This window comes from Serratia plymuthica, assembly GCF_018336935.1.
In the GTDB taxonomy this organism is placed as follows: Bacteria; Pseudomonadota; Gammaproteobacteria; order Enterobacterales; family Enterobacteriaceae; genus Serratia; species Serratia plymuthica_B.
This window is the reverse complement of record NZ_CP068771.1, coordinates 3,852,009-3,865,645: the sequence shown is the minus strand read 5'-3', so window position 1 is coordinate 3,865,645 and position 13,637 is coordinate 3,852,009. Positions and strand designations below refer to the sequence as shown.

General features: G+C 58.1%; 13 protein-coding genes. 9 read left to right on the top strand and 4 right to left on the bottom strand.

Annotated elements, in window-relative coordinates; translation table 11 throughout:
• Nucleotides 1-9 precede the first annotated feature (9 nt).
• Nucleotides 10-279: a hypothetical protein gene (locus tag JK621_RS17955; RefSeq protein ID WP_013814817.1), complete on the top strand. Its 270-nt coding sequence runs from the start codon at nucleotides 10-12 to the stop codon at nucleotides 277-279.
• Between the two features lie 62 nt (nucleotides 280-341).
• Nucleotides 342-581: a type II toxin-antitoxin system RelE/ParE family toxin gene (locus JK621_RS17950; RefSeq protein ID WP_249337090.1), complete on the top strand. Its 240-nt coding sequence runs from the start codon at nucleotides 342-344 to the stop codon at nucleotides 579-581.
• Here JK621_RS17950 and btsR read toward each other — a convergent pair whose 3' ends face one another.
• From btsR to ppiA, 3 genes are all read right to left on the bottom strand, one after another.
• A complete protein-coding gene (gene btsR / locus JK621_RS17945; protein ID WP_013814819.1) occupies nucleotides 582-1,307 on the bottom strand; it encodes a two-component system response regulator BtsR in 726 nt (241 codons plus the stop codon).
• The gene (locus JK621_RS17940; RefSeq protein WP_212557069.1) at nucleotides 1,307-2,992 is read right to left on the bottom strand and encodes a sensor histidine kinase; all 1,686 of its coding nucleotides are present in this window, start codon (nucleotides 2,990-2,992) and stop codon (nucleotides 1,307-1,309) included. Before JK621_RS17940 ends, btsR begins: the two co-directional genes overlap by 1 nt.
• Nucleotides 2,993-3,151: 159 nt before the next feature.
• Nucleotides 3,152-3,721, bottom strand: coding sequence for a peptidylprolyl isomerase A (ppiA, locus tag JK621_RS17935; protein ID WP_212557068.1), 570 nt, complete (start codon nucleotides 3,719-3,721; stop codon nucleotides 3,152-3,154).
• 355 nt (nucleotides 3,722-4,076) lie between these two features.
• Here ppiA and JK621_RS17930 point away from each other — a divergent pair, with 355 nt between their 5' ends.
• From JK621_RS17930 to tsgA, 4 genes are all read left to right on the top strand, one after another.
• Nucleotides 4,077-4,415: a PTS lactose/cellobiose transporter subunit IIA gene (locus JK621_RS17930; RefSeq protein ID WP_212560231.1), complete on the top strand. Its 339-nt coding sequence runs from the start codon at nucleotides 4,077-4,079 to the stop codon at nucleotides 4,413-4,415.
• Nucleotides 4,412-5,719: a 6-phospho-beta-glucosidase gene (locus JK621_RS17925; protein WP_212557067.1), complete on the top strand. Its 1,308-nt coding sequence runs from the start codon at nucleotides 4,412-4,414 to the stop codon at nucleotides 5,717-5,719. Before JK621_RS17930 ends, JK621_RS17925 begins: the two co-directional genes overlap by 4 nt.
• Before the next feature lie 96 nt (nucleotides 5,720-5,815).
• Nucleotides 5,816-6,796 (top strand): LacI family DNA-binding transcriptional regulator, encoded by a 981-nt coding sequence (locus JK621_RS17920; RefSeq protein ID WP_212560230.1) that lies wholly within the window; start codon nucleotides 5,816-5,818, stop codon nucleotides 6,794-6,796.
• Between the two features lie 319 nt (nucleotides 6,797-7,115).
• Nucleotides 7,116-8,300: an MFS transporter TsgA gene (tsgA, locus tag JK621_RS17915; protein WP_212557066.1), complete on the top strand. Its 1,185-nt coding sequence runs from the start codon at nucleotides 7,116-7,118 to the stop codon at nucleotides 8,298-8,300.
• A 62-nt stretch (nucleotides 8,301-8,362) separates the two neighbouring features.
• On the opposite strand, the gene JK621_RS17910 is transcribed toward tsgA, so the two are convergent.
• On the bottom strand, nucleotides 8,363-9,631 hold the full coding sequence (locus tag JK621_RS17910) for a cytosine deaminase (protein WP_283249358.1): 1,269 nt from the start codon (nucleotides 9,629-9,631) through the stop codon (nucleotides 8,363-8,365).
• 302 nt (nucleotides 9,632-9,933) lie between these two features.
• On the opposite strand from JK621_RS17910, the gene nirB reads away from it, so the two are divergent.
• The 3 genes from nirB to nirC are packed head-to-tail and all read left to right on the top strand — an operon-like array spanning nucleotide 9,934 to nucleotide 13,637.
• Entirely contained in the window at nucleotides 9,934-12,483 is a 2,550-nt protein-coding gene (gene nirB, locus JK621_RS17905) for a nitrite reductase large subunit NirB (RefSeq protein WP_212557064.1), read from the top strand.
• Nucleotides 12,480-12,806 (top strand): nitrite reductase small subunit NirD, encoded by a 327-nt coding sequence (gene nirD / locus JK621_RS17900; RefSeq protein WP_004951296.1) that lies wholly within the window; start codon nucleotides 12,480-12,482, stop codon nucleotides 12,804-12,806. Before nirB ends, nirD begins: the two co-directional genes overlap by 4 nt.
• 30 nt (nucleotides 12,807-12,836) lie before the next feature.
• The gene (gene nirC / locus JK621_RS17895) at nucleotides 12,837-13,637 is read left to right on the top strand and encodes a nitrite transporter NirC (RefSeq protein ID WP_013814829.1); all 801 of its coding nucleotides are present in this window, start codon (nucleotides 12,837-12,839) and stop codon (nucleotides 13,635-13,637) included.

Genomic DNA, 13,637 nt, shown 5'->3' with positions numbered 1-13,637 from the left:
GTAATTATCATGTCTGAATCTACCGTAGTTATCCGAGTGGATGAGGAATTAAAAATCGCCTTTGCCAGCGCGGCCAAAGCAGCTGATCGCACCGCATCTCAGTTGCTGCGCGATTTCATGCGTGATTTTGTCAGCCGGCAAACTCATCAGAAAGAATATGAGCAGTGGCTACAGGAAAAAGTGGACTTAAGCCGTAAAGCGCTTAATGAAGGAAAAATTACTGATAATGAAGCAGTTGAGACCTACTTCGCTGAACGCAGGTCAAAACTGATAAGGTAATGCGATTGCGATAAGGAAATATCGTGACACTCAAGTGAACGGAACCCGCGATTGCCGATCGTATGGCAATTTATGACTACCTGGAAACAAAGAATCCGGCCGCAGCTATAGAAATTGATAGCTTGATTTCAGCGGCTGCGACACCACTCTCACAAAACCCGTCCAGTGGAAAACCAGGCCGAGTGCCCGGTACACGTGAAATGGTCATTCATCATTCCTATTTTCTGGTTTATGAATTAACCAATGGGTTAATCATTATGCTGGCCGTAGTTCATGCCCGCCGTCAGTGGCCCGCCAATTAATCATCCCCGCAGCCCCAGTTCTTCCTTCAGCGCTTTCAGGTAGCGGCGGCTGACCGGCACCGGTTCTCCGGCCGGCATGATCATCTCCGCCGCGCCGCTGTCCTCGAAGCGAATTTCGCGTACCTGCTCCAGGTTGACCAGGTACTGGCGGTGGCAGCGCACCAGCGGCGTACGGAGCTCCAGCGTCCGCAGCGTCAGTTCGGTGAAACACTCCATGCCGTCATTGCGCACCACGAACACCCCGCTCAACCGCGAGCGGACAGCCACCACCTCGTCAAAACGCAACAGGTAAATGCGGCTGTGGCCGGTGCAGGGAATGTATTTCAGATAGCCGGCGCTCTCATCCAGTGCGGCGATATTCTGCTGCCCACGGTGCTGCTGCAGGCGCTGCAGCGTTTTGCTCAACCGCTTCGGCTCCGCCGGTTTCAGCAGATAATCAAACGCATGTTCTTCAAAAGCCTGCACCGCGTACTCGTCATAGGCGGTCAGGAACACGATATGCGGCATGCGGTTGGGATCGAGCATACCCACCATTTCCAGCCCGGTAATGCGCGGCATCTGAATATCCAGGAACACCACGTCCGGTTGCAGGCGGTGGATACCGCTGATGGCCTCTATCGCGTTGGCGCATTCGCCGACGATGCAGATGCCGTCTTCCGCCTCCAGTAAATGCCGCAGGTTATCGCGTGCGGAGGGTTCGTCATCGACAATCAGTACGTTTAACATCAGGCAGCCCTCGCCAGCGGCACGTTGAGCGTAATGCGGGTGAATGTTTGCGGTTCGCAGGCCACCTGAACGCCATAACCGTCGCCGTAGCGTACGCGTATGCGCTTATCCACCAGGTTCATCCCCAGCCCGCTGTTGTTCGGCTGCGGCTGAAACAAACCGGCGTTATCGGTCACTTGCAGCAGCAGACACTCCCCCTCGCGCCGCGCGCCGATATCGATCCGTCCCACGCCCAACAGCTGCGATGTGCCGTGCTTGATGGCGTTCTCGACGATCGGTTGCAGCGAAAAGGCCGGCAATCGCACCGCCAACAGTTCTGCAGGCAGCGAAACCGCAATCTCCAGCCGATCGGCAAACCGAGCCTGCTCAATTTGCAGGTAGGCGTTCACGTGTTCAAGCTCGTCCGCCAGGCTGACCTCGTCATCCGAACGTTTCAGGTTTTTGCGGAAAAAGGTGGAAAGATATTGCACCAGCTCACAGGCCCGGTCGCCATCGCGGCGGATCACCGCCACCAGCGTATTCAGGGCGTTAAACAGAAAGTGCGGGTTAACCTGCGCATGCAGCAGTTTGATTTCGGACTGCGCCAGCAGCTGTTTATGGCGCTCGTACTGCCCGGCCATGATCTGCGCGGACAACAGGCTGGCGATACCCTCGCCCAGCGTGCGATTGATGGTGCTGAACAACCGGCTTTTCGGTTCGTACAGCTTGATGGTGCCGATCACCCGTTGATTCTCGCCGCGCAGCGGGATCACCAGGGTTGAACCCAGCTTGCAGTTGGGGTTGATCGAGCAGCAGTAGGAAAGCTCGTTACCGTCGGCGTACACCACTTCGTTGTTGTCGATGGCGCGGTGCGAATGCCCCGACGAGATCGGCGTGCCCGGCAGATGGTGGTCATCGCCAATGCCGATAAACGCCAGCAGCTTCTCGCGATCGGTTATCGCCACCGCGCCAATGCCCAACTCCTGATAGATCACCCGCGCCACCTTCATGCTGTTTTCCTGATCGAACCCCTGCCGCAGAATGCCTTCGGTGCGTTCGGCAACCTTCAGCGCCTTGGCGGAAAACGCGCTGGTGTATTTCTCGAACATCGCCCGCCGGTCCAGCAGGATTTGCATGAACATCGCCGCCCCCAGGGTATTGGCGATCAACATCGGCAAGGCAATGTGCTCCACCAGCCGCAGCGCCTCGTCGAACGGCCGCGCAATCGCCAGAATGATCGCCATCTGCAACACTTCGGTGACCAACGCCACGCCGGCGACAAACAACGGATTAAACAACAGATCGATACGCCTGCGGCGCATGGCGATGCTGTGCACCAGCCCGCCGACCAGCCCTTCCGCCACCGTGGATACCGCGCAGGCGATGTCGGTCATGCCGCCCAGCGTGTAACGGTGCAGGCCACCGGTCAACCCCACCAGAAAACCGACCGAAGGCCCGCCCAGCAGGCCCCCCAGCACGGCGCCGATGGCGCGGGTATTGGCTATCGAGCCTTCGACGTGCAGGCCGAAATAGGTGCCCATGATGCAGAACACCGAGAAGATGAGGTAGCACAACAGCTTATGCGGCAGCCGGATGGTCACCTGCGTCAAAGGAATGAACAGCGGGGTTTTGCTCAGTAAATAAGCAATGACAAGATAAACGCACATCTGCTGCAACAACAGCAGAACCTGGTTAAATTCAAACATGGCAGCCGCTCATTCCGAGAGAAAACAAAGGCAAGACGCCGGGTTTCCGGTCTGATTATAAGCGGGCTATTAAAACATGCGGCGGGGAAGAAAACAGTGATGCAGGCAAAGCTTCGGAAGGAAGGAAGAGCCGACCCCGGCGGGATCGGCGCAGAAAATTTATGGCAGCACTTTGGCTGACAGAATGACGATAGGCTTGCTAGGCACATTCTGGTACGGGCCTACATTGCCGGTCGGCGCCTGGGAGATTTTGTCCACCACGTCCATGCCTTTAACCACTTTGCCGAATACCGCGTAACCGAAGTCGCGCTGGCCGTGATCCAGGAAGGCGTTATCCGCCACGTTCAGGAAGAACTGGCTGGTGGCGCTGTCTTTATCGGCGGTACGCGCCATCGAGATGGTGCCGCGCAGGTTGCGCAGGCCGTTATCGGCTTCGTTCTTGATAGGCGCGTTAGCGGTTTTTTGCTGCATATCCGCAGTAAAACCGCCGCCCTGAACCATAAAGCCCGGGATCACGCGGTGGAAAACGGTGTTGTTGTAATAGCCGCTGTTCACGTAGTCGACGAAGTTCTTGGTGGAAACCGGAGCCTTCTGACTGTCGAGCGCCAATTCGATATTCCCTGCCGAGGTGGTCAGCATGACATGAGTTTCACCGGCGGCGAACGCTGCGGGCGTCATTGCTGTCAGGGAACACAGCGCAACGAAGGTCACTAAAGTACGTTTGAACATTAACGGGTCCTTTCTCTGAGAGACAAACAACGGAAAAGCGCTTTGATTCTAAAGAGCTGTACCTGCGAGTGCCAGCCATTTACCTATATTTACGCAACTGAGGGGGCATATCTTGGCCAGCCGCGATTTTTACTGCCGAAAGTATGATCGCCGATGCCCTTTTTGCCAACTGCATCACGCATTTTTTGCCCTTTTCACACCTTCGTCGCTTTTTGCGACACAACTCCCGGTTTGGTTCTCGGTTCTCGTTACTCTAGACAAATGAGAGCGCTCTCATTTTAGAGAAACCGAGATTAACGCCGGGACGCCGGCACCGCTGTCGCGCGATAACAGGAGAAATAACGTGAGTGAATTGATGACTGAAATCAGCCCCGATTTTGAAAGCACCATCATGGAACTGCTGGTGTTCTCCGGCGGCGCCCGCAGCAGTGCCCTGATGGCGCTGCAACAGGCGCGCGCCGGGGACTTTGCTGCGTCAGCCAAACACATGGCCGAATCGAAACAGTCGGTGAAAAAGGCGCACCTTATCCAGACCCAACTGATCGGCCTGGATGAAGGCTGCGGCAAACTGACCATCAACCTGATTACCGTTCATGCCCAGGACCACCTGATGAACGCCATGGTGATCCAGGATCTGGCAGACGACATGATTGAACTTTACCGCCGTCAGGCACTGTTGGAGACTCGCGCATGAATGCGTTGAAAATTGCCGTTATCGGCGGCGGCAGCAGCTATACGCCAGAGTTGGTCGATGGGTTGATCCAACGCATCGAAGAACTGCCGGTGACCGAATTGGCGCTGGTCGACGTTGAACCGGGCCGCGAAAAGGTAGAGATCATCGCCGCGCTGACCCGGCGCATGCTGGCGCGCAATGGGCTGGAACAGGTGAAGGTCAGCGTGCATTTCGAGCTGGATGACGCCATTCGCGGCGCCCACTTCGTCCTGACTCAGTTCCGCGTCGGCCAGTTGCCGGCACGCGCTGCCGACGAGCGTCTCGGCCTGAAATACGATTTGATCGGCCAGGAAACGACCGGCGTGGGCGGCTTCGCCAAAGCGCTGCGCACCATCCCGGTCATGCTGGATATTGCGCGCAGAGTGGAAAAGCTGGCGCCGGACGCCTGGATCATTAACTTCACCAACCCGGCCGGCATCGTCACCGAAGCGGTCTCACGCTACACCAAAGCGAAAATTATCGGCCTGTGCAACGTGCCGATCAGCATGCACCACATGATCGCCACTATGTTAAAAAGCCCCTATGAAGATGTGCAGCTGCAGTTCGCCGGGCTGAACCACATGGTCTGGGTGCATCAGGTGCTGCAAAACGGCCATGACGTGACCGACAAGGTGATCGACATGCTGTGCGACGGCGCGGCGCTGACCATGAACAACATCAAGGAAGAGCCGTGGCAGCCGGACTTCCTGCGCGCCGTCGGCGCCATCCCCTGCCCGTATCATCGTTATTTCTACCAGACCAAAGAGATGCTGGCCGAAGAAGTGGCCGCGGCAGCCGAGCGCGGCACCCGTGCCGAGCAGGTGATGAAGGTGGAGAAAGAACTGTTTGAGCTGTATGCCGATCCTCAGCTCGACAGCAAGCCTGAACAACTGAGTTTTCGCGGTGGATCATACTATTCGGAAGTGGCGCTGGAGCTAATTCGTGCGATCCATAATAATCTCGGTACGCAATTAGTCGTCAATACCGCAAACCGGGGTGCCATTCGCGGCTTACCGGACGATGCCGTGATAGAAACCAACTGCATCGTCGATGCTCAGGGCGCGCACCCGCTGACCTTTGGCACGCTGCCGGATTCCATGCACGCGCTGACCCAACAGGTGAAGGCCTACGAGCGCCTGACCATCGAAGCCGCAGTGCATGGCGATCGCCGCAGCGGGCTGCTGGCGCTGGTCACCAACCCGCTGGTGGCCAATGCCAACGTGGCGCAACCGCTGCTGGAAGACGTGCTGGCGGTGAATGCGCCTTATCTGCCGCAGTTTAAATAACCGTTTGGCGGGACGCGGTTGCTGATACATTGCTATACCTATATGCAGGGGTTCGGTGCGCCGAACCCGGTTTAAGCCGTAATCAGGAGTCGGATGATGGTGACACTGGAAGATGTCGCAGCATTGGCGGGCGTGTCCCGCGCCACCGTGTCACGCGTAGTGAATGGCGATATCAACGTTAAAGCGCCGACCCGCGAGAAGGTTGAACGAGCGGTAGCCCAGCTCGGCTATACCCCCAATCCCGCCGCCCGCGCGCTGGCTTCCAGCCACAGCAATACGCTGGGCCTGGTCACCACCTCGTATCGCGGCGGTTTCTTCGGCGCGCTGATGGACTTTGTGCAAACCGAAGCCGAATCCCAGGGTAAGCAGTTGCTGGTGACCCAGGGCCGCAACAGTGCGGAAAACGAATGGCGGGCGATCCAGCGGCTGTTCAACCTGCGCTGTGACGGGGTGATCCTGCACGTACGTTTCCTCAGCGACGATCAACTGCGCCAGTTGGCGGCGGAGCAACGCAGCTTTGTGCTGCTCGATCGCCTGGTGCCCGGTCTGGAAGACCGCTGCGTCATCTTTGATCACCCGCTCGCCAGCCGCATGGCGACGCAGCAGCTGATCGATGCCGGCCACCGGCGTATTGCCTGCATCAGCGGCCCAAGCGAACGGGCTTCCAGCCGGCTGCGGCTGCAGGGTTTCGAACAGGCGATGCAGGCCGCGCATATCAAGCCGCTGGCCTGCGTGGAAGGCGTTTACGACCTGGAAAGCGGCTACCGTTGCGCCGACCGACTGCTGCAACTGCCAACCCTGCCCACCGCCATTTACTGCTGCAACGAAGAGATGGCCATCGGCGCGCTGCTGGCGCTCAACGAGCACCGCCTGCGGGTACCGCAAGATATCTCGCTGATCTGTTACGACAGCGGCGAACGCGCGCCCTTCGTGCGACCGGCGCTGACCAGCGTACACTTCCCGATTACCGAGATGGCGCAATACGCCACGCGGCTGCTGATTGATCCCGCCACCCCGCACATCAGCTTCGCACCGACGATCGTCAGCCGCGACTCGATCGTGACGATAAGCAAATAGATCACAAAAAAATTTCACGACCTTTCATTGATTGCATCAAAAAATCGACAGCCATCACAAAAACTCCCGTTGTCTGTGCTAGGATCCGCTCCCTGGTGGCCTGATCGGGACTTTTCCACTTTTACCAGGAAAAGCCAGCGGCCTTAACCCAGTGTTATACCCTATGAATTTCAAATTGCAGCCAGGCGCCCAACTCACTCATCCCCTGGCATTGTAGGGGCGCCCCCTACAATGACCGGGACCAATGAGCGCAGGCAACAACGCTGCGGTTTGAAAGGCGACGGGGATAATCCTAAACAGACATAATCAGGCCTATATAATGAATGACAGCAACCGTCTACGGCTTACCTGGATCAGCTATTTTTCTTACGCGCTGACCGGCGCTTTAGTTATCGTCACAGGGATGGTGATGGGAAACATTGCAGAGTATTTTAATCTGCCGGTTTCCAGCATGAGCAACACCTTTACTTTCCTTAACGCCGGCATCTTGATTTCGATCTTCCTCAACGCCTGGTTGATGGAAATCATTCCGCTGAAGCGTCAACTGATGTTTGGCTTTATCCTGATGGTGCTGGCTGTCGCCGGGCTGATGGTGACCAAGAGCCTGACGATGTTCTCCCTGTGCATGTTTATCCTTGGCGTGGTCAGCGGTATCACCATGTCGATAGGCACCTTCCTGATCACCCATATGTACGCCGGCCGCCAGCGCGGTTCGCGCCTGCTGTTCACTGACTCCTTCTTCAGCATGGCCGGGATGATCTTCCCGATTGTCGCAGCAATGCTGCTGGCGCGTCAGATCGGCTGGTACTGGGTGTATGCCTGCATCGGCCTGCTGTACGTGGGTATCTTTGTGCTGACCCTGTTCTCCGAGTTCCCGGTGCTGGGCAACAAAGGCGCCAATGCCGGCCAGCCGGTGGCAAAAGAGAAATGGGGCATCGGCGTGCTGTTCCTGTCGATCGCCGCACTGTGCTATATCCTCGGCCAGTTGGGCTTTATCCAATGGGTACCGGAATACGCCACCAAATCATTCGGCATGGACATCGGCCAGGCCGGTAAACTGGTGAGCGATTTCTGGACTTCGTACATGGTTGGCATGTGGGTGTTCAGCTTTATTCTGCGCTTCTTTGACTTGCAACGTATCGTCACCGTTCTGGCCGCTCTGGCGACCGGCGCGATGTACCTGTTCGTCAGCACCGACAATCCGGAGCACCTGGGCTACTACATCATGGCCTTGGGCTTCGTTTCCAGCGCGATCTACACCACGCTGATCACCCTCGGCTCGCTGCAAACCAAGGTGTCTTCGCCGAAGCTGGTTAACTTCATTCTGACCTGCGGTACCATCGGCACCATGCTGACCTTCGTGGTCACCGGCCCGATCGTGGCCAAAGGCGGCGCACACGCTGCGCTGACCACCGCCAACGGCCTGTACCTGGCGGTGTTCGTCATGTGTCTGCTGCTCGGTTTCGTTACCAAGCACCGCAGCCACGGTCACGTGACGCACTAATCTGCCGTCGGTGACATCAAAAAGGCGCCTCTGGCGCCTTTTTTTATGGTTGTTGCCACGCCTTAGCGCCGGAAATCCACCTTCTCGTCCTGCGCCAGGTACAGTGTGGTTTCCGCCGGCCGGGTCTCGGCAATCACCGCCCCCTGACGAATCGAATAGCGTACGGGGGTCTGGCGGCGCACCGCATCAAAACCGCTTTCCGCAGGCAGGATCACCAGGTTGGCGCTGTTGCCCGCCGCCAGGCCGTAATCGGTCAGGTGCAGGGTGCGCGCGCTGTGGCTGGTGATCAGTTTCAGCCCGTCGTCAATCTGGCCGTATCCCATCAGTTGGCAGACATGCAGCCCCATATGCAAAACTTGCAGCATATTGGCGGTCCCCAGCGGATACCAGGGATCGAAGACGTCGTCGTGGCCAAAGCAGACGTTAATCTCCGCTTCCAGCATTTCTTTTACCCGCGTGATGCCGCGCCGTTTCGGGTAACTGTCGAAACGCCCCTGCAGGTGAATATTGACCAGCGGATTAGCGACAAAGTTGATGCCGGACATTTTCAACAGGCGGAACAGCCGCGAAGTGTAAGCGCCATTGTAAGAGTGCATCGCGGTGGTATGGCTGGCGGTCACCCTGGCGCCCATATTCAGCTTCAACGCCAACGCCGCCACGGTTTCGACAAAGCGCGACTGCTCATCGTCAATCTCGTCGCAGTGCACATCCACCAGCCGATCGTACTTTTGCGCCAGCGCAAAGGCTTTGTGCAGCGATTCTACGCCGTATTCGCGCGTGAACTCGAAGTGCGGAATGGCCCCCACCACGTCAGCCCCCAGCCGCAGCGCCTCTTCCAGCAATGCCTCGCCGTTGGGATAGGACATAATGCCTTCCTGCGGGAAAGCGACGATTTGCAGCGTCACCCAGGGCGCGACCTCCTGCTTCACCTCCAGCATGGCGCGCAGCGCGGTCAGGGTCGGATCGGAGACGTCAACGTGGGTGCGCACGTACTGCACGCCGTTGGCGATCTGCCATTTCAGCGTCTGCCAGGCGCGTTGTTTGACGTCCTCATGGGTCAACATCGCTTTGCGTTCGGCCCAGCGCTCAATGCCTTCAAACAGGGTGCCGGACTGGTTCCAGGCCGGCTGCCCGGCGGTCTGGGTGGTGTCCAAATGGATATGCGGCTCGACAAACGCCGGCAGCGCCAGCCCGCCCTGCGCATCGAGCACGTCGCTGCGCCATTCCTGCCCCTCAGGTTGCGGCACCAGATGGGCAATGCGCCCCTGCTCAATGGCCAGTTGCCACAGCCCTTCATGTCCGCTCAAACGCAGGTTGTCGATAAACTTCAATGGATTCTTGGCCACCCTTCACCTCTGCTGTTACGGCTCGTTTTACTCATCATACTGGCAGTGGATCCGGCTGACAAAGCCGCAAAAAGTTTATTACTCCCTCCGCTACCCCGAAGGGGTAAGGCTTACAGTAACTGGCTCGTTTCAGCTAAAGGCGAATAAAAACCGCAACTTATCAAATATTGATAAAAATCATCTATATACCACATTAGAGGTATATGAAGGTGCACTTGATTTGCATCAATAAATTGCCCGTGGGGAGGCATAAGGTAAGCCCAGGAAATCAGAATTTTGAGGCAATAATGAGCAGAGTCAAACTTGCTGTCATCGGGAACGGCATGGTCGGCCACCGGTTTATCGAAGATCTGCTGGAAAAAGCGGACAAAGACCAGTTTGAGATCACCGTATTTTGTGAAGAACCGCGCATCGCCTATGACCGCGTGCACCTGTCTTCTTATTTCGCCCACCACACCGCCGAAGAACTTTCGCTGGTGCGCGAAGGCTTTTACGAAAAACAAGGCGTAAAGGTGTTGGTTGGCGAGCGCGCCATTACCATCAACCGCAATGAGAAGGTCATTCACTCCAATACCGGCCGCACCCTTTACTACGACAAGCTGATTATGGCCACCGGCTCCTACCCGTGGATCCCGCCGATTAAAGGCGCGGAAAGCCAGGATTGCTTCGTCTACCGCACCATTGAAGATCTGAACGCCATCGAAGCCTGCGCACGCCGCAGCAAACGCGGCGCCGTAGTTGGCGGCGGCCTGCTGGGGCTGGAAGCCGCCGGGGCGCTCAAAAGCCTGGGGGTCGAAACCCACGTCATTGAATTCGCCCCAATGCTGATGGCCGAGCAGCTCGATCCTATGGGTGGCGATCAGTTGCGCCGCAAGATCGAACGTATGGGCGTCAAAGTGCATACCGGCAAAAACACGAAAGAGATCGTCAACGGCGGGGAACAGGCGCGTAAAACCATGCAGTTCGCCGACGGCACCGAGCTGGAAGTGGACTTTATCGTGTTTTCCACCGGCATCCGCGCTCAGGACAAGCTGGCTCACCAATGTGGCCTGGCTACCGCCCGCCGCGGCGGCATCGTGATTAACGACAGCTGCCAAACCTCCGATCCGGACGTTTACGCCATCGGCGAGTGCGCTTCCTGGCGTGAGCGCACCTTCGGCCTGGTGGCGCCGGGCTATAAAATGGCGCAGGTCACGGCCGATCACCTGCTGGGCCGTGAAAATGCCTTCCAGGGCGCCGACATGAGCGCCAAACTGAAACTGCTGGGCGTAGACGTTGGCGGCATTGGCGATGCTCATGGCCGCACTGAAGGCGCACGCAGCTACGTTTATCTGGATGAAAGCAAAGAAGTCTATAAGCGCATCATCGTCAGCGCCGACAACAAAACCCTGCTCGGCGCGGTGCTGGTCGGCGATACCAGCGACTACGGCAATCTGCTGCAACTGGCGCTGAACGCCATTGAACTGCCGGAAAACCCGGACGGCCTGATCCTGCCGGCACATGCAGGCAGCAAACCGGCCATCGGCGTGGATTCCCTGCCGGACAGCGCGCAAATCTGTTCCTGCTTCGACGTCACCAAGGGCGACATCGTCAAGGCGGTCGGCATGGGCTGCCACACCGTCGCGGCGATAAAATCAGAAACCAAGGCCGGTACCGGCTGCGGCGGCTGTATTCCGCTGATCACCCAGGTGCTGAACGCCGAGCTGAGCAAACAGGGCATCGAGGTTAACCACCATCTGTGCGAACACTTCGCCTATTCCCGCCAGGAGCTGTACCACCTGATCCGCGTTGAAGGCATCAAGTCCTTCGACGCACTGCTGGCCAAATACGGCAAAGGTTACGGCTGCGAAGTCTGTAAACCGACCGTCGGCTCGCTGCTGGCTTCCTGCTGGAATGAGTTCGTGCTCAAACCGCAGCATACGCCGCTGCAGGACACCAACGACAACTTCCTCGGCAATATCCAGAAAGACGGCACTTATTCGGTGATCCCACGCTCCGCCGGCGGCGAAATTACGCCGGACGGGCTGATGGCGGTCGGCCAGATTGCCAAGGAATACAACCTGTATACCAAAATGACCGGTTCACAACGCATCGGCATGTTCGGTGCGCAGAAAGACGACCTGCCGGCTATCTGGAGCAAGCTGATTGCCGCCGGTTTTGAAACCGGCCATGCCTACGCCAAGGCGTTGCGCATGTCGAAAACCTGCGTCGGCAGCACCTGGTGCCGCTTTGGCGTGGGTGATAGCGTCGGATTTGGCGTCAAACTGGAACACCGCTACAAAGGTATCCGCACGCCGCACAAAATGAAGTTCGGCGTTTCCGGCTGTACCCGCGAATGTGCTGAAGCGCAGGGCAAGGACGTCGGCATCATCGCCACCGAGAACGGCTGGAACCTGTACGTATGCGGTAACGGCGGCATGAAACCCCGCCATGCCGACCTGCTGGCGGCGGATCTCGACAGCGCTACGCTGGAGCGTTATCTGGACCGTTTCATGATGTTCTATATCCGCACCGCCGATAAGCTGCAGCGCACCTCGGTGTGGCTGGAAAGCCTGGAAGGCGGCATCGATTACCTGCGCAAGGTGATCATTGACGACAAGCTGGGCATCAACGACCAGTTGGAAACCGAAATCGCCCGCCTGCGCGATGCGGTGATCTGCGAGTGGAAAGAAGCCGTCGAAGATCCGCAAACTCAGGTGCGTTTCGCCCACTTTATCAACAGCAGCCTGCGCGATCCGAATGTACAGATCGTGGCCGAGCGCGAACAGCATCGCCCGGCGCGCCCGGATGAACGCATTCCCGTCACCCTGCTGGACGCTGAGGAGAACAACGTATGAGCCAGTGGATCACCCTTTGCCCCGTCACCGATATCCTGCCCGGCACCGGCGTGTGCGCCCTGATCGGCGAACAGCAGGTGGCGGTATTCCGCCCCCATGCCGATGAGCAGGTCTTTGCCATCAGCAATATCGATCCCTTCGCCCAGGCCAGCGTGCTGTCACGCGGCCTGATCGCCGAACATCAGGGTGAACTGTGGGTCGCCAGCCCGCTGAAAAAACAGCATTTCCGCCTGCACGACGGCTACTGCCTGGAAGATGGCAGCCGCTCGGTTGCGCATTTCACCAGCCGCGTAGTCGACGGCATGGTGCAGGTCGCGGCCTGACATTTTCACGTTAACCTCAGGGGAAGCAGCATGTTCACCGATACCATCAACAAATGCGCCGCCAACGCGGCTCGCATCGTCAGGCTGTCGAAAGACAGCCCGCTGGGCTTTTGGATCAGCTCGGCGATGGCCGGGGCTTACGTCGGCCTCGGCATCATTTTAATCTTCACCCTTGGCAACCTGGTCGATCCGTCCCTTCGGCCATTAGTGATGGGCGCCACCTTCGGCATCGCGCTGACGCTGGTGATCATCGCCGGTTCCGAGCTGTTTACCGGCCACACCATGTTCCTGACGCTGGGCGTCAAAGCCGGTACCATCCGCCAAAGCCAGATGTGGGCAGTCCTGCCGCAAACCTGGTTGGGTAACTTGCTGGGGTCGGTGCTGGTGGCGCTGATGTACTACTACGGTGGCGGCAGCCTGCTGCCGGTGGACACCAGCCTGGTACATACCGTGGCGCTGGCGAAAACCACCGCCCCCGCCGAAGTGCTGTTCTTCAAGGGCGTGCTGTGCAACTGGCTGGTTTGCCTGGCCATTTGGATGGCGATTCGCGTCGAGGGTGCCGCCAAATTCATCGCCATCTGGTGGTGCCTGCTGGCCTTTATCGCCTCCGGCTACGAACACTCCGTCGCCAACATGACGCTGTTCGCCCTGTCCTGGTTCGGCCATCACAGCGAAGCCTATACGCTGAGCGGGATCGGCCATAATCTGTTGTGGGTAACGCTGGGCAATATCCTGTCCGGTTCGGTCCTGATGGGCCTGGGTTATTGGTATGCCACCCCACGCGCCGAACGTCCGCAGGCCGAGAAAACCGCAGCGCGCCAGGCTGCATAA